At 77.2% G+C, this 18,364-nt stretch carries 1 protein-coding gene; it reads left to right on the top strand.

The window, feature by feature from the left end; genetic code table 11:
• Positions 1-473 precede the first annotated feature (473 nt).
• Entirely contained in the window at positions 474-18,287 is a 17,814-nt protein-coding gene (locus HNP84_RS28200) for a type I polyketide synthase (protein WP_221336857.1), read from the top strand.
• The last annotated feature ends 77 nt before the right edge of the window (positions 18,288-18,364 follow it).

An 18,364-nucleotide genomic window follows, 5' to 3' on the forward strand; every position in this document is an offset into this window, starting at 1 on the left:
ACGGCACGCGCGGAGGTGCCGCGACGCGGCCACATCGGGCAGGGGGTGGCACGTCCGAACCGTCCGGACGACGCACTGCCCGCGTGATCGGCTCCGCGGCGGGCGGGGGCGGTTCGGCGTCCGATGCCTGGAAGGGGCGGCGGGGGAGATGACGGCGGTGCGCGCGGACAGGGCGGGCGGGGGCGGTGGCCGCCTCGGCGGTGGGGTTCCTGGGAGGGCGGGGAGCGCCCGGATCTTTCGCCGTGCAATCTCGCCGGTACGGGTGAGGGGTTGGCTAGGGGTGTCCCGGCATCGGCGCCTGTCGTACGGTCGGGCCGCCCGCAGGCAGACGTGTGACCCGAGCAGCGCATCGAAGCCGGGTGCGGTCGGTCGATCGCCGGTTGTGTCTCCGCTGGGGAGGGACACGGCCCGATCCGCAACGGCGCAGGTGCCACCCGTTAGGAGCCCTCATGGATCTACCTGGTGATCCCGCCGTGTCGTCTTCCGCGGAAGGGACGGCCAGGGTGGACGTCGCGGTGGTGGGAGTCGCCTGCCGTCTGCCGGGGGCGCCCGACCCGCGGGCGTTGTGGCGCCTGCTGCGCGACGGCGGCGACGCGATCACCGAGGCGCCGCCCGGACGGTGGCCGGGCGACGGCGTGGCCGTGCGGCGGGGCGGGTTCCTCGACGACGTCGCGGGATTCGACCCCGAGTTCTTCGGGCTCACCGCGCGCGAGGCCCGCGCGATGGACCCCCAGCAGCGGCTCATGCTCGAACTGTGCTGGGAGGCGCTGGAGGACGCCGGGATCGTCCCGGAGTCGTTGCGCGCGACGCCGCTCGGCGTCTTCGCGGGGGCGATGGCGGACGACTACGCCAAGCTGGTCCACCGGCACGGCCCGGCGGTGATCGACCAGCACACGCTCGCCGGCGTCAGCCGCGCCCTCCTCGCCAACCGCGTCTCCTATCTGCTCGGCGCCACCGGACCCAGCCTGACGGTGGACACCGGGCAGTCGTCGTCCCTCGCCGCGGTCCATCTGGCGGTGCAGAGCCTGCGGCGGGGCGAGTCGGCGCTCGCGCTGGCGGGCGGGGTCAACCTCAACCTGCTCGCCGAGTCGACCGTCGTCGTGGACCGGTTCGGCGGCCTGTCCCCGGACGGCGCGTCCTTCACGTTCGACGCCCGCGCCAACGGCTACGTCCGGGGGGAGGGCGGTGGCGTGGTGCTGCTCAAGCCCCTGCCCGCCGCGCTCGCGGACGGCGACCACGTGTACTGCGTGATCCGCGGTGGCGCCCTCGCCGGTGACGGGCCCAGCCGCGGCCAGACCACCCCGAGCGCCGCCGGGCAGGCGGCGACGCTCCGCGCGGCGTACCGGGACGCCGGGGTCGATCCGGCGGGCGTCCAGTACGTCGAGCTGCACGGCACCGGCACCCCGGTGGGCGACCCGATCGAGGCCGCGGCCCTCGGCATGGTCTTCGCGGCGGGCCGGCCGGTGGACCGGCCGCTGCTGGTGGGCTCGGTGAAGACCAACGTGGGGCACCTTGAGGGCGCGGCCGGGATCACCGGGCTGATCAAGACCGTGCTCGCGATCGCGCACCGGGAGATCCCGCCCAGCCTCAACTTCGCGCGGCCCAACCCGCGGATCGCGTTCTCGGAGTGGCGGCTGCGGGTCGCCGACGTCCGGCGGGACTGGCCGGCACCGCAGGACCCCCTGCTGGCCGGCGTGTCGTCGTTCGGCGTCGGCGGCACGAACTGTCACATCGTGCTCGCGGCCCCTCCGGCGCCTCCCGGCGATGCCGGGTCCGGCCCGCGGGCCGCCCTGCCGCTGATCGTGTCCGGGCGCTCCGAGGCGGCGATGCGCGCGCAGGCGCGCCGGCTCGCGGCGTACCTCCGTGACAACCCCGAGGCCAGGCCGCTCGACGTGGCGCACACGCTCGACGCGGGCCGCTCCCGGTTCGCGCATCGGGCGGCCGTCGTCGGCGCCCACCCGGCCGAGCTGGCGGACGGCCTGGAGGCGGTGGCGGCCGGCGACGGCCATCCCGGAGCGGCGACCGCGACGGCCGCCGCCGATGTGCGCCCGGTCTTCGTCTTTCCCGGCCAGGGCTCGCAGTGGGCCGGCATGGGACGGGAGCTGATGGCGGCCTCGCCGGTGTTCCGGCGCCGGATGCTGGAGTGCGCCGACGCCCTCGGCCCGCACGTCGGCTGGTCGTTGCCGGAGGTGCTCGGCGACGCGGACGCGCTGGCCCGCATCGACGTGGTGCAGCCGGTGCTGTGGGCGGTGATGGTGTCGCTGGCGGAGGTCTGGCGCTCGTACGGCGTCGAACCGGCCGCCGTGGTCGGGCACTCCCAGGGCGAGATCGCCGCCGCCTGCGTGGCGGGCGCGCTCTCCACGTCCGAAGCCGCCCGGTTGATCGCGCTGCGCAGCCGGGTGCTGGCCGAGGAGGCGGCCGGCACCGGCGCGATGATCTCGCTCTCGCTGCCGCTCGCGGAGGCGGAGCGGTGGGCGGTCCGGTACGGCGACGCGCTGTCCGTCGCGGTGGTGAACGGCCCGGCCTCCGTCGTGCTCGCCGGCGAGACCGAGGTCGTGCACCGCCTGCACGCCGAGCTGACCGCCGAGGGAGTGTGGGCCCGGCTCGTCAACGTCGACATAGCCTCGCACTCACCGCTGATCGAGCCCGCCGCCGCGCGGCTGACCGAGGTTCTCGGACCGGTCACCGCCTCCCCGCCGGACGTGCCGTTCCACTCCACCGTGACCGGCGCGCGGCTCGGCACCGAGGAGCTGGACGCCGCCTACTGGTACCGCAACCTGCGGCAGACCGTGCGGTTCGACCTGGCGATCCGAGGGCTGCTCGCGGCGGGGCACAGCGCGTTCGTGGAGCTCAGCCCGCACCCGGTGACCACCGCCGCGATCAAGGAGATCGCCGCCGAGGGAGACGGGCCCGTCCTCGCGGTGGGGTCGCTGCGGCGCGACGAGGGCGGCCCGAGCCGGTTGCTGCTCTCGATCGCCACCGCGCACGCCGGCGGTGTGACGGTGGACCTGAGCCCGGTCACCGGCGGGGGAAGGCGGATTCCCCTGCCCACCTACCCCTTCCAGCGCGCGCCGTACTGGCTGGCGGCGGCCGGCGAGGCCCCGGCGCCCGGCCCCGCCCTCGCGGACCCGGATCGGCCGGCCGGCCAGGACCCGGACGACGCCGGGCCGCCGCTGCGCCGCGCGGTCGCCGCGGCCGGCGACTCCGACCGCCGCCGGACCGTGCTGGAGTGGGTACGCCGCGAGTCCGCCGTCCTGCTGGGACGCGGCGGCGGCGAGGCGGTCGATCCCGACCTGTCCTTCAAGGACCTCGGGTTCGAGTCGGTGACCGCGATCGAGCTGCGCAACCGGGTGGCCGCCGCGACCGGGCTCAGCGTGCCCACCTCGCTCGTCTTCAGCCACCCGACGCCGGCCCGCCTCGCCGACCACCTGCTCGCCGAACTCGCGCCCCCGCCGGGCTCGCCCGGCGCGGACCCGGACGGGGAGAGCGGCCGAGCCCCGGCGGCACCCGAGGCGAACGCCGAGGACCCGATCGTGATCGTGGGCATGGCGTGCCGGCTGCCCGGCGGGGTGGACTCGCCGGACGGGTTGTGGCGGCTCGTCAGCGAGGGCCGGGACGCCATCTCGGCCTTCCCCGCCGACCGCGGCTGGTCCCTCGCGGGCCTGGACCTCGCCTCGCGGGAGGGCGGGTTCCTCGACGGCGCGGCGGACTTCGACGCGGCCTTCTTCGGGATCAGCCCGCGCGAGGCGACCGCCATGGACCCGCAGCAGCGGGTGGTGCTGGAGACGGCGTGGGAGGCGCTGGAAAGCTCCGGCATCGACATCGCCTCGTTGCGCGGCAGCCGTACGGGGGTCTTCGTCGGCGCGACGCACCAGGACTACGGGCCGCCGCTGGAGCACTCCGCGGGTGCCGGGTCGGACGGGTTCGCCCTGACCGGCACCTCGGGCGGAGTGATCTCCGGCCGGGTCGCGTACCAGCTCGGCCTGGAGGGGCCGGCGGTGACGGTGGACACCGCCTGCTCCTCCTCGTTGGTCGCCCTGCACCTGGCCGTACGGGCCCTGCGCGGCGGCGAGTGCGAGCTGGCCCTGGCGGGCGGCGTGACCGTGATGACCACGCCGGGGATGTTCGTGGAGTTCCACCGGCAGGGCGGGCTGTCCCCGAGCGGCCGGTGCCGGTCGTTCTCCGACGACGCGGACGGCACCGCCTGGGCCGAGGGCGCCGGCATGCTGGTGCTGCAGCGGCTGTCCGCGGCGCGCCGGGACGGGCACCAGGTGCTCGCCGTCGTCCGCGGCACCGCCACGAACCAGGACGGCGCCTCGAACGGGCTCACGGCCCCGAACGGCGCGGCGCAGCAGGCCGTGATCCGGCAGGCTCTCGCGGACGCCGGACTGCGGGCGGCCGACATCGACGTGGTCGAGGCGCACGGCACCGGCACCCGGCTCGGCGACCCGGTCGAGGCCGAGGCGCTGATCGGGGTGTACGGCCGGGAACGCGACTCCGGCCGGCCCCTGCTCCTCGGGTCGCTGAAGTCGAACGTGGGGCACACCCAGGCGGCGGCCGGCGTCGCCGGGGTGATCAAGATGGTTCAGGCGATGCGCCACGGCGAGGCCCCGCGCACCTTGCACGTCGCGGCCCCGACGTCCCGGGTGAGCTGGGCGGGCTCCGGCCTGCGGCTGCTCACCGAAGCCACCGCGTGGCCCGAGACCGGCGCGCCCCGCCGCGCGGGGGTGTCGTCGTTCGGGATCAGCGGCACCAACGCGCACGTGCTCCTCGAACAGGCGCCGGACCAGCCGGACCAGCCGGTCGGGCAGGACGAGCCGGTCGGGCAGGACGAGCCGGTCGGGCAGGACAAGCCGGTCGGGCAGGACGAGCCGGTCGGGCCGGTCGGGCAGGTCGATGAGCGGGCCGGCCTGGACGTCGTGCCCCTGGTCGTGTCGGGGAAGACGGCCGACGCCCTGAAGGCCCAGGCCGCCCGGCTGGGCCGGTTCGCGGACGAGCCGCCCCGCCCCGGGCTGCTCGACCTGGCGTACTCACTGGCGACCACCCGGGCCCGGTTCGCCCACCGGGCGGTCGTCCTGGCACCGGACCTCGCGGGCGCGCGCGGCGGGCTCGACGCGCTGGCCGGCGGCTCGGCCGCCCCCGGCGTGGTCCGCGGCGTCGCCCGCGGCGCCAGCGGCAAGCTGTGCCTGCTGCACACCGGCCAGGGGGCGCAACGGCCCGGCATGGGCGCCGAGTTGTACCGGCGGTTCCCCGTCTTCGCGGCGGCGATGGACGAGGTGTTCGCCCTGGCCGGCCCGGAGCTGGACCGGCCGCTGCGACAGGTGATGTTCGCCGAGCCGGGATCGCCCGACGCGCTGCTGCTCGACATGACCGGATACGCCCAGCCGGCCACGTTCGCGCTGCAGGTGGCACTGCACCGGCTCCTGACCTCCTGGGGCGTCCGTCCGGACGTGCTGGCCGGACACTCCGTGGGCGAGATCGCGGTCGCGCACGCCGCCGGCGTCCTCTCCCTCGAAGACGCGGTGCGGCTGGTGACCGCCCGCGGCCGGCTGATGCAGGACCTGCCGCACGGCGGCGCGATGGTCGCGGTGCAGGCGGCCGAGGCGGAGGTGCGCCCCCTGCTGGGCGCGGGCGTGTCGATCGCCGCGGTCAACGGCCCGGACGCCGTGGTTGTCTCCGGCGACCTGGACGCCGTCCTCGTCCTGGCCGCGGACGCCGAGGCGCGGGGGCACCGGACCCGCCGGATGCGGGTGAGCCACGCGTTCCACTCGGCGCACATGGACGGCATGCTGGACGCCTTCGCGGCGGTGGTGGGCGGCCTGACGTTCGCCGCGCCGTCCGTCCCCGTCGTCTCCACGGTGACCGGACGGCACGTCACCACGGAGCTGACCGATCCCGGCTACTGGGTGCGGCAGGTACGCGAGCCGGTGCGGTTCGCCGACGCCATGCGGACCCTGCACGGCGACGGAGCGCGCCGGTTCGTCGAGCTGGGCCCCGACGCCGTGCTCACCGCCCTCGGGCGCGACTGCCTGCCGGAGGCCGAGGAGGAGGCCGGCGCCGCGGCCGGCCTGACGATGGTGCCGGCGCTGCGGCGGGACCGGGGGGAGACGCTGACGATCCTCACCGCCCTCGCCGAGCTGGACGTACGCGGCGGCACCGTCGAGTGGTCCGAGGTGCTCGGCGGCCGGGGCGGGCGCCGGATACCGTTGCCCACCTACCCGTTCCAGCGGCGCCGCTTCTGGTCGGCGGCGGGCCGCCCGGAGGCCACGGCGGCGGTGCCCGGCCTGGAACGCGGCGCGCATCCGCTCCTCGCCGCCGCCGCGCTCACCGACGTACCGGCCACCGGCGACCGGCTCTGGTTCGGGCGGTTGTCACTCGACGCGGCCGGTTGGCTCGGCGACCACGTCGTGCACGGGACCCCGATCCTGCCCGGCACCGCGTTCCTGGAACTGGTCCGGTGGGCGGGCGCGCAGCTCGGCGCCGACCGGGTGGCCGAGCTGACCATCGAGGCGCCGCTCGCCCTGACGGCGGGGACGGGCAGCGCGGTCCAACTCGTCGTCGGCGCGCCCGGCGCCGACGGCGGCCGTCCTGTCGGCGTCTACTCCCGCGCCGGCGACACCGCGCCGTGGACCCGCCACGCCACCGGCGTCCTGGCCCCGCCGGGCGGCCCGGAGCCGGGCGGGCTGCTCGACTGGCCGCCGGAGGGGGCGGAGCCGCTGGACCTGGACGGCTTCTACCGCGACTCGGCCGGGCGGGGGCTCGGGTACGGACCGGCGTTCCGGGGGCTGGCGCGGGCGTGGCGGCTGGACGGCGACATCCTCGTCGAGGCGGCGCTTCCGGAATCCGTGGCCGCCGACGCCGCCGGGTTCGGGCTGCATCCGGCGCTGCTCGACGCGGTGTTGCAGGCCACGGCCCTCCTGGACCGGCCCGGCACGGCCGCCCGGCTGCCGTTCAACTGGACCGGGGTGCGGCTGCACGCCCGAGGCGCGGCCGCCCTGCGGGCCCGGATCGGCCGCGGCGGCCCCGGCGGCCCCGGCGCCGTCACGATCGTCTGCGCCGACGAATCCGGCCGTCCGGTGATGAGCGCCGAATCCCTCGTGCTGCGCCCGGCCCCGGCGCTTCCCACGGCCGTCGCCCCGCCCGGCGAGCTCCTGCACCTGACCTGGCCGGACATCACCCCGCCCGCGCCGGAACCGGTGCGGTGGGCGCTCGCCGGGGCCGACCCGTGGGGGCTGGCCGCCTCCCTGCCACCGTCCGGGCGATACCCCGACCTCCGGTCGGCGGCTGCCGCGCCGGGACTCGACGCGGTCGTGGTGCCGGTGGCGGTGCCCGGCGGCGACGACCCGACGGCCGCCGCGCGGACGGCGACCGCGTGGGCCCTCGCCCAGGTGCAGGCGTCGCCGGCCGGCCCCGAGGCGGGCGCGGCCCGGCTCGTGTTCGTCACCCGGGGGGCCGTCGTCGCCGACCCCGCCGACCCCGCCCCCGACCTGGCCGCCGCCGCGGTCTGGGGACTGCTGCGCGGCGTGCAGGCCGAGCACCCGGACCGGTTCCAGATCATCGACCTCCCCGGGGGCGACCTCCCATGGCCGGGCGACATCAAGGGGCCGGACGGCCTCCCGGGGACGGGCGATCCGCTCACGGCCGCCATCGGCGCTCGCGAGCCGCAGGTGGCGATACGCGCCGGGGTGCTGCGGGCGCCTCGGCTCGCGCCGCCACCGGCGGGCGTCGTCGCGCCTCCGGAGGACGGCCGCCCCTGGCGGCTCGGCCTCGCCCGCAGGGGCGCCCTGGACAACCTGCGCGCCGTACCCGCCCCGGACGCCCTCGCCCCGCTCGCGCCCGGCCAGGTGCGCATCGCGGTGCGGGCGGCCGGCATCAACTTCCGGGACGTGCTCAACGCGCTCGGCATGTACCCGGGCGACGCCGGCGAACTCGGCGTGGAGGCCGCGGGCGTGGTCTGCGAGACGGGCCCGGGCGTGACCGGGTTCGCGCCCGGTGACCGGGTGCTCGGCCTCTTCCCCGGCGCCATCGGCTCGCACGCCGTCGCCGACGCCCGCGCCGTCGCCGCCGTGCCGCCCGGCTGGTCCTTCGCGGAGGCGGCGGCCGTCCCCGCCGTATTCCTCACCGCCTACCACGCCCTGGTGACGGTCGCGAACCTGCGGGCGGGGGAGTCCGTCCTGATCCACGCGGCGGCCGGGGGCGTGGGCATGGCCGCGGTCGGGCTGGCGCGGCATCTCGGGGCCGAGGTGTTCGCCACCGCCAGTCCCGGCAAGTGGGCCCGGGTGCGGGCCCTCGGCGTCGCCGAGGACCACATCGCCTCCTCCCGTACGCTCGGCTTCGAAGACGAGTTCCGGGCGGTGCGCGGCGGGCGCGGCGTGGACGTCGTGCTCAACGCGCTCGCCGGCGACTTCGTCGACGCCTCGCTGCGCCTCACCCGTGCCGGTGGCCGCTTCGTCGAACTCGGCAAGACCGACCTGCGGCCCGCCGGCGAGGTCGCCGCCCGGCACGACGTCCGGTACACGGCGTTCGACCTGCTGGAGCTGCCGCCGGACGAGATCCGGCCGATGCTGACGGCGGTGCTGGACCTGTTCCGCGAGGGCGCCCTCCGGCTCCCGCCGGTGCGGGCCTGGGACGTCCGCCGCGCCGAGGAGGCGTTCCGGTACGTCAGCCAGGCCCGGCACGTCGGCAAGGTGGTCCTCACCGTCCCGCGGCCCTGGGACGGCGACGGCACGGTGCTGGTGACCGGGGGCACGGGGGGCCTGGGGGCCCATGCGGCCGGGCATCTCGCCCGCCACCACGGCGTACGCCGCCTGTTGCTGGCCAGCCGCCGCGGACCCGCGGCGCCCGGGGCCGGCGTGCTCGCCGCCGAACTGGCCGCCGCCGGTGCCCGGGTGGAGGTCGTGGCGTGCGACCTGGGCGAACGGGCGGACGTGGCCGGGCTGCTCGGCGGACTACCGGCCGACCGGCCGCTGAGCGCGGTCGTGCACACGGCGGGCGTGCTCGACGACGCCGTGGCCGCGGGGCTGACCCCGGACCGGATCGACACGGTCTTCCGCCCCAAGCTGGACGCGGCCTGGCATCTGCACGAGCTCACGCGGGACGCGGACCTTTCCGCGTTCATCTGCTACTCGTCCGCGACCGGCCTGATCGGCGGCGCGGGCCAGGGCAACTACACCGCCGCGAACGCGTTCCTCGACGCGCTCGCCGAGCACCGGCAGCGCCTCGGCCAGGCAGGGACCTCGATCGCCTGGGGCCTGTGGGACATCGGCATGGGCGCCACCCTGGACGCCGCCGGCGCCGCCCGGCTCAGGCGCGCCGGACTGCGCCCCATCTCGCCCGGCACCGGGGCCGCGCTGCTCGACCTCGCCTGCCGTTCGGACACCGCCCATGTCGTCGCGGCGAACCTCGCGCCGCAGGCGTCGCCGGCGCCCGCCCGGGGAGACGATCGGGAGCGCACACCGTCCGTACGGGACGCCATCGGCGGGGCGGGGGCGCTGCGCGGCCGGCCCCGGCACGAGGTCCGCCGGTCGCTGCTCGCGCTGATCCAGCGGGAGGCCGCGGTGGTGCTCGGCCACGCCGGCTCGGACCAGGTGGACGCCGACCGGACCTTCAAGGACCTCGGCTTCGACTCCCTGACCTCGGTGGAGCTGCGGCAGCGGCTCTCGGCCGAGCTGGAGCTGCGGCTGCCGGCCACGGTGGTGTTCGAGCATCCGACCCCGGACGAGCTGGCCGAATTCCTCCTCGGCAGGCTGGACCCGGAGGAGGCCGGGGAGCCGGCGCCACCCGAGCCCAGGCCGGCCGGCGCCGGCGAGGATCAGGGCGAGGATCAGATCGTCATCGTCGGCATGGCCTGCCGGTTGCCCGGCGGCGTCGCCTCGCCCGAAGAGTTCTGGCGGCTGCTCGCCGCGGGCGCCGACGCCACCTCCGGCTTCCCGGACAACCGCGGCTGGGACACCTCCCGCCTCCACGGGCGGGGCGGCGGGTTCCTGCACGACGCCGACCGGTTCGACGCCGGCTTCTTCGGCATCTCGCCGCGCGAGGCGCTCGCCATGGACCCGCAGCAGCGCGTCCTGCTGGAGACCACCTGGGAGGCGATCGAGAGCGCCGGCGCCGACCCCGCCGGGCTGCGCGGCAGCGACACGGGGATCTTCGTCGGCGCGATAGCCCAGGAGTACGGCGCCGCCCTGGACGCGATGCCGGCCGAGTCGGCGGCCGGCATCGACGGGTTCCGGTTGACGGGCACCACCACCAGCGTCCTGTCCGGGCGGCTGGCCTACACCCTGGGGCTGCACGGGCCCGCGATCACGGTGGACACCGCCTGCTCGTCCTCGCTGGTCGCGCTGCACCTCGCGGTCCAGGCGCTGCGCGCCGGCGAGTGCACGCTGGCGCTGACGGGCGGCGTCACCGTCATGGCCACCCCCATGCTGCTGATGGAGTTCGCCAAGCAGGGCGGGCTCTCCGCCGACGGCCGGTGCAAGGCGTTCGCGGCGGCGGCCGACGGCACCGGGTTCGCCGAGGGCGCCGGCATGCTGGTGCTCGCCCGCCGCTCGGTGGCCGAGCGCGCGGGCTACCCGATCCTCGCGGTCGTCCGGGGCACGGCGGTCAACCAGGACGGCGCCTCCAACGGCATGACCGCCCCGAACGGCGGCGCCCAGCAGCGGGTGATCCGGCAGGCTCTGGCCGCGGCCGGGCTGACCCCGGACCAGGTGGACGTGGTCGAGGCGCACGGCACCGGGACCAGGCTCGGCGACCCGATCGAGGCCGGCGCCCTGCTGGCCGCGTACGGCGAGCGCCGGGAGCGGCCGCTCCTGCTCGGCTCGGTGAAATCCAACATCGGCCACACCCAGGCGGCCGCCGGCGTCGCCGGAGTGATCAAGATGGTGCTCGCCATGCGGCACGGCGAGATCCCCCGTACGCTGCACATCGACGCGCCCAGCCCGCACATCGACTGGTCGGGCGGCGCGGTCGGCCTGCTCACCGAGCCGGCCGCGTGGCCCCAGACCGGCGCGCCGCGCCGGGCCGGCGTGTCGTCGTTCGGGATCAGCGGCACCAACGCCCACGTGATCATCGAGCAGGCGCCCCCGGCCGTTGCTGAGGACGTGCCCGCCGCGCCGGAGGTGCTGGTGTGGCCGCTGTCCGGCCGCACCCCCGAGGCGGTCCGGGAGCAGGCCGCGCGACTGCTGGCCACCGACGCGCCACGGTCGGACCGCGACGCGCTGGACATCGCCTGGACGCTCGCCGTCGGCCGGTCGCGGTTCCCGCACCGGGCCGCCGTCGTCGGACCCGTCGCGGAGCTGCGGCGGTCACTGACGGCGCTCGCCGCCGGCGAACCCGACCCGGGTGTCGTGACCGGGGAGACCGAGGTCGCCGCCCGGCCCAGGCTGGCGGTGCTCTTCGCCGGACAGGGCGGCCAGCGCGTCGGCATGGGGGCGCGGCTCTACCGCACGTACCCCGCCTTCGCCACCATGCTGGACGACGCCCTGGACCGGCTCGAACGGCACACCCCGGTACGGCGGGCGCTGTTCGCGACCGAGGGCGGCCCCGACGCGGCGCTGCTCGACGACACCGGCTGGGCGCAGCCGGCCCTGTTCGCCCTTGAGGTCGCGCTGTTCCGGTTGATCGAGTCCTGGGGCGTCCGTCCCGACGCCGTCGCCGGGCACTCGATCGGCGAGATCGCCGCCGCTCATGTCGCCGGCGTGCTGACGCTCGACGACGCGTGCGCCATGGTCGCCGCCCGCGGCCGGCTGATGCGGGAGCTGCCCCGTGGCGGGGCGATGGTGTCGGTCGAGGCGGCCGAGGCCGAGCTGGCCGGCGACCTCGGCCCCGGCGTGGGCATCGCGGCGATCAACGGTCCCGCCTCGGTCGTGCTCGCCGGCGAGGAGGAGGCCGTGCTGGCGCTGGCCGGCGAGTGGGCGGCGCGCGGACGCCGCACCAAGCGGCTGACGGTCAGCCACGCCTTCCACTCGCCGCTGATGGAGCCGATGCTGGCGCCGTTCCGGTCGGTGGTGGAGCGGCTGGCGTACCGGCCGGCCTCGCTGCCGCTGATCTCGACGCTCACCGGCGAGGCGGCCACCGACGCGCAGCTCGGCTCGCCGGAGCACTGGGTACGGCACGTCCGGCATCCGGTCCGGTTCGCCGACGCCGTCCGGGTGCTGCACGCGCAGGGCGTGAGCACCTTCCTGGAGATCGGCCCCGACGGCGTCCTGTCGGCGCTGACCCGCGACGTGCTCGCCGGCGCGCCCGGGACGGATGTCGTGCCGGCACTGCGCCGTGACCGAGCGGAGGACGTGAGCCTGCTCACCGCGCTCGCCCGGCTGGAGGTGGCCGGCGTGCCCATCGACTGGCCGGCGTTCTTCGCCGGCACCGGAGCACGCCGGCGGGCTCTGCCGACCTACCCCTTCCAGCGGCGCCGGTACTGGCCGGAACCGTCCGCCGCGGCCGGGAGCGCCGCCCCGTCCGCCGCGGACTCCGCCCTGTGGAGCCTCGTCGAGCGGGAGGACCGCCGCTCGCTCGCCGCCGAGCTGCGGGTGGACCGCGACGCGCTGGACCAGGTGCTGCCGGCGCTGAGCCGGTGGCGCGACGGCCTGCGGGACGAGTCGGCCGCCGACGGCTGGCGGTACGGGATCGACTGGGAGCCGCTGACGGTGGGCGACCGCCCCTCGCGCACCGGGCGCACCCTCGCGGTCGTTCCCGCGGGAACCGTCACCGAGGCCCGGGTGAGCGCGGTGCTGGCCGCCCTCGGCGACGACACGATCGTCTTCGAACACGATCGGGGGCTGGGCCGGGCCGCCCTGGCGCAGGCGCTCGCGGAGACGCTGCGCGAGCACGGGCCGGTGACCCAGGTCGTGTCCGCCATCGGGCCGGCCGTCGCGCCCGGCTCGGACGGGCCGCCCCGTCCCGGCGGAGACGGCGATACGGCGGGCGCCGGCTCGCCCGAGCTCGCGCGGGAGCTGACCGGCGCCACGCTGACCCTCGTGCAGGCGCTGGGCGACGCCGGTGCCGACGCCCCGCTGTGGTGCCTGACCCGCGGCGCGGTCGCGGTCGAGCCCGGCGAGCCCGCCGACCCGGCGCAGGCCGCGCTCTGGGGTCTGGGGCGCAGCGTAGCCCTGGAACAGCCGCACCGCTGGGGCGGCCTGGTGGACCTGCCGGCGGAACTCGACCCGTTCACCGCCGGGCGTCTCGCCGCCGTCCTCACCGCCGCCGGCGGCGAGGACCAAGTGGCCGTCCGGCCGGGCGGCGTCTTCGGCCGCCGCCTCGTCCCGCGTACGCCCGCGACCGCCGTGCGGCGACGGGACGTCACCGTCCCGGGCACCGCGCTCATCACCGGCGGCACAGGCGCGGTCGGCACGCACGTGGCCCGGTGGCTCGCCGCCGCCGGAGCGCGGCACCTGATGCTGGTGAGCCGCGGCGGCGCGGCGGCGCCGGATTCCCCCGCGCTGGCGGCGGAGCTGGCCGCGCTGGGCGCCCGGGTCACCCTCGTGGCCGCCGACGCCGCCGACGCGGAGGCCGTGACGAACCTGCTGGCCCGGGTCCCGGGCGAGCATCCGCTGACGGCGCTGGTGCACGCGGCGGGAACGCTCGACGACGGGATCGTGGACTCCCTCACCCCGGACCGTCTCGCCGGCCCGTTCCGTGCCAAGGTGGACGCGGCGGAGGTGCTGGACCGCGCCACCGCGCACCTCGGCCTGGCCGCCTTCGTGCTCTTCTCCTCGATCACCGGCACGGTCGGCGGCGCCGGTCAGGCCGGGTACGCCGCCGCCAACGCCTACCTGGACGCGCTGGCCCACCGCCGCCGCGCCGCCGGGCGTACCGCGACCGTGGTGGCCTGGGGGCCGTGGGCCGGGGGCGGGATGGCGGGGCGCGAGACCGTGGAGGCGCGGCTGCGCCGCAGCGGCCTGTCCCCGATGCGGCCCGAGGCGGCGCTGGTGGCACTGCGCCGGGCATGGGAGCTGGACGAGACCGCGGTGACCGTCGCCGACATCGACTGGTCCCGGTACGCCGGAACGGTCGCCGGCGTCCGCCCCAGCCCGCTGATCGCGGGGCTGCCGCGGGTGCGCGCCCTCGGCGAGGCGGCGCCGGTCGCCGGGCGGGCTTCCGGCGGGCTCCGGGAGCGGTGGCCGGCCATGACCGCCGCCGAACGGGCCGCCGCACTGCGCGAGACCGTCCGCTCCCGGGCCGCCAAGGTGCTCGGCCACCGGGACGCCTCGGCGGTCGGCATGCTGCGGCCCTTCAAGGATCTCGGCTTCGACTCGCTGACCGCCGTCGAGTTCCGCAACGAGCTCGGCGCCGCGACCGGGCTGGCGCTGCCCTCGACGCTCATCTTCGACCACCCGACACCGGATCGCCTCGCCGCGCACCTGGCCGAGCTGCTGGACGGCGGCGACGGCGACCGTGCGGAGGACCTGGCCGGGCCGGCCCGGCCGCTCGACCAGGCCGAGGACCCGGTCGTGATCGTGGGCATGGCGTGCCGGTTCCCCGGCGGCGTGGACTCCCCGGAGGCGCTGTGGCGGGTTCTCGTGGACGGCGCCGACACGGCCTCCGCCTTCCCCGCGGACCGGGGGTGGGACCTCGGCGCGCTGCACGACCGTGGCGTACCGGCCAGGGCGGGCTTCCTGGCCGACCCCGGCCGGTTCGACGCCGCCTTCTTCGGCATCGGGCCGCGCGAGGCCCTGGCGATGGACCCGCAGCAACGGCTGCTGCTCGAAGTGAGCTGGGAGGCGCTGGAGCGGGCGGGCATCGACCCCACGGCGTGGCGGGGCCAGGACGTCGGCGTCTTCGTCGGGACCAACGGCCAGGACTATCCGGCGCTGCTCGCGGGCTCCGACGAGCTACGGGGCTACCTCGGCACCGGCAGCGCCGCGAGCGTCGCGTCCGGCCGGTTGTCCTACGTCCTCGGATTCGGCGGCCCGGCGGTGACCGTGGACACCGCCTGCTCCTCGTCGCTGGTGGCGCTGCATCTCGCGGGCCAGTCGCTGCGGGCGGGTGAGTGCCGGCTGGCGATCGTCGGCGGCGTCACCGTCATGGCCACCCCCGAGTCGTTCCTGGAGTTCAGCGCCCAGCGCGGCCTGGCGGCCGACGGCCGCGTGAAGGCGTTCTCCGACGACGCCGACGGCACGGTCTGGGCCGAGGGCGTCGGCGTGCTCGTGGTCGAGCGGCTCTCCGAGGCGCGACGGCACGGGCACCGCGTCCTGGCGACGATACGGGGGAGCGCGGTCAACCAGGACGGCGCCTCCAACGGGCTCACCGCCCCGAACGGGCCCGCCCAGCGGCGGGTGATCCGCCGGGCTCTCGCCGCCGCCGGCCTCGGCCCGGCCGACGTGGACGCGGTCGAGGCGCACGGCACCGGCACGGCTCTCGGCGACCCGATCGAGGCGCAGGCGCTGCTGTCGGTCTACGGCCGCGACCGGGACCCGGCCGACGCCGTATGGCTCGGCACGGTCAAGGCCAACATCGGGCACACGCAGGCGGCCGCCGGGGTCGCCGGCGTCATCCGCACCGTGCTCGCCATGCGGCACGGTCTTCTTCCCCGGATGCCGCACTTCGGCGTGCCGTCCACCCGCGTCGACTGGTCCGCCGGCGCCGTCGTGCCGCTGACCGCCGACGTGCCCTGGCGGCGCCGGCACGGCAGGCCGCGCCGCGCCGGCGTCTCCGCGTTCGGGATCAGCGGCACGAACGCGCACGTCATCCTGGAGGAGCCGGATGACGGGGGCGGCGCCGCCGGGCCGCCGCCGGGCGACGCGTCCGGGCACGTCCCGTGGCTGCTCTCCGCCCGCTCGCCGGCGGCCCTGCGGGCCCAGGCCGAGCGGCTCCTCGCCTCGGTGAGGCGGGGCGCGGACATCGCGGCGGTGGGGCACGCGCTGGCCACCACCCGCGCGGTGTTCGAGCACCGCGCGGCCATCGTCGCCGACGACCTGGCCGGCTTCACCGGGCCGCTCTCGCGGCTCGCCGCCGGGGAACCCGCCCCGGACGCGTACACCGGGGTGGCCGCCTCCACCGGCGAGCCCGCCTTCCTCTTCACCGGCGACGGGGCGCAACGGCCGGGCATGGGACGCCGCCTGTACCAGCGGTTCCCGGCGTTCGCGGCGGCCCTGGACGAGGCGCTGGACTGCCTGGACGACGGGATCGTCCCGTCGCCGCGCGACGTGCTGTTCGCCGCCGCCGGTACGCCCGAGGCCGCGCTGATCGACGACACCGCTTACGCCCAGCCGCTGCTGTTCGCGGTCGAGACGGCGATGTACCGGCTGGTCGAGTCGTGGGGCGTGCGCCCCGGCCGGCTCGCCGGGCACTCGACGGGCGAGATCGTCGCCGCGCATGTCGCGGGCGTGTTCAGCCTCGCCGACGCGGCGCGGCTGGTCAACGCGCGAGCCCGCCTCATGGCGGCGTCGCCGCGCGGGGTGATGGTCGCGATCGAGGCGCCGGAGGAGGAAGTGCGCCGGATGCTGGACGGCCGCGAAGACCGCATCGGCATCGCCGCCGTCGAGGGCCCCGGCGCCGTGGTCCTCGCCGGGCCCCCGGAGGCGGTCGAGCCCCTCGTCGCGGCCATCGCGGTGGACGGTCACCGGGTCCGCCCGCTGCGGGTGAGGCACGGCTTCCACTCGCCGCTGGCCGACCCGATGCTCGACGACTTCCGCCGCGCCATCGCCGGGCTCGGGTACGCCGCTCCGCAGATGGCGCTGGTCTCCGGCGTCACCGGCCGCCCGGCCCGGCCGGACGAGATGACCTCCCCGGACTACTGGGTGCGGCAGGCCCGCCAGACCGTGCGCTTCGCCGACGCGATCGGCAGCCTGCGCGAGGCGGGTGCCGGCGCGTTCCTGGAGATCGGCCCGGACGCCGTGCTGTCGCCCCTGGCCCGCACCTGTGTCCCGGCCGGGACGCCGATCGTCACCGCGTCGCTCCAGCACCGGGACCGGGACGAGGTGGCCGCGGCCGTCGCGGCGCTCGCCGAACTGCACGTGCACGGGGTCCCGGTCGACTGGCCGGCCGTCCTGCCGGCGCCCGGGACGCCGCATGGCCGGGCCGAGCTGCCGACGTACCCGTTCGAGGGGGAGCGCTACTGGCCGGCGTCACCGGGCGGGTACGCCATACCCGCCCCCGCCGCCACCACCGGTGGCGCCTCGGACGGCGCCGCCGGCGCGGGGCGGACGCAGCTTCCCCCGGCCCCCGGTCCCCGTGCCCGCTGGACGGAGCTCACCGGGGAGGAACGCCAAGCCGGCGCCCTGGCGTCGATCCGCGCGCACGTCGCGGCGGTGCTGGGTCATCTCACCCCGGAGGCGGTGGCGGTGGACCGGGATCTCACGGCGCAGGGCTGCGACTCACTCGCCCTGGTCCAGCTGCGCGAGCGGCTGGCGTCCGAGACCGGATGGCGGCTCTCTCCGGCCGCCTTCTACGAGCATTCCACGCCCCTCGCGCTCGCCGCGCACCTGAGCGGGCCGGCCGCAGACCGTACCGTGGAGGCCGGGCAGGGCAGGCGGGCCGCGGACCCGGTCGCGGAGCTGCACCGGCGTGCCGTCGAGTCGGGCGACCTCGCCGCCGCGGCGACGCTGCTCCAGGGGGTGGCGGAACTGCGGCCGAAGTTCGGCGCGGTCGCGGAGGCGGACCCGCGGCCCCCTGTGGTCCGGCTCGGCGGCGCCGCGGGCGCCCATCTGATCTGCATCGGTTCCATCGTGCCCATCACCGGCCCGCACGCCTACGCCGCGTTCCCGGCCGCCTTCGGCCCCGACTGGCAGGTGTCCACGCTGACCCCCATCGGGTACGCCGAGGGGGAGCCCCTGCCGGCCGGGCGTGAGGTGCTGTGCGACCTGCTCGCCGCCGAGGTCGCGGACCGCGCCGGCGCCGAGCCGTACGTGCTGCTCGGGGTCTCCTCGGGAGGAATCCTCGCCGACGAGGTGGCCCGGCGGCTCGCCGCCACCGGCCGCCCGCCCCGGGCCCTGGTGCTGGTGGACACCTACTACCTGGACGGCGCCGCCGCCGGCGAGCTGCGCGGCGACCTCTGGCGGGCCCTGTACGCGCGGGAACAGGTGGTGGACGGTCTGGACTGGGTGCGGTTGTCGGCGTTCGCCTGGATGGAGCGGCTCCTCGCCGGCTGGCGACCGGCCGCCGCCGCGGTCCCGACCCTCCTCGTACGGCCGGCGGACCGCATCGGCGGCGGCGACGAGAACGCGGAGTGGCGCACGTCCGTGGCCCACGCCCACGAGACCCTCGACGCGCCCGGCGACCACTTCACCATGGTGGAGGAGCACCTGGACGCGACGGTGGCCGCCATCCGCCAGTGGCTGCGGACGCTGCCCTGACCGCGCCCCTACCACCCTGAGCCCGAGCACCCACGAGCCCTACCACCACGAGCCCGAACACCATGAGCCCTACCACC

Origin of the sequence: Thermocatellispora tengchongensis, assembly GCF_014202315.1 — a bacterium.
Taxonomy (GTDB): domain Bacteria; phylum Actinomycetota; class Actinomycetes; order Streptosporangiales; family Streptosporangiaceae; genus Thermocatellispora; species Thermocatellispora tengchongensis.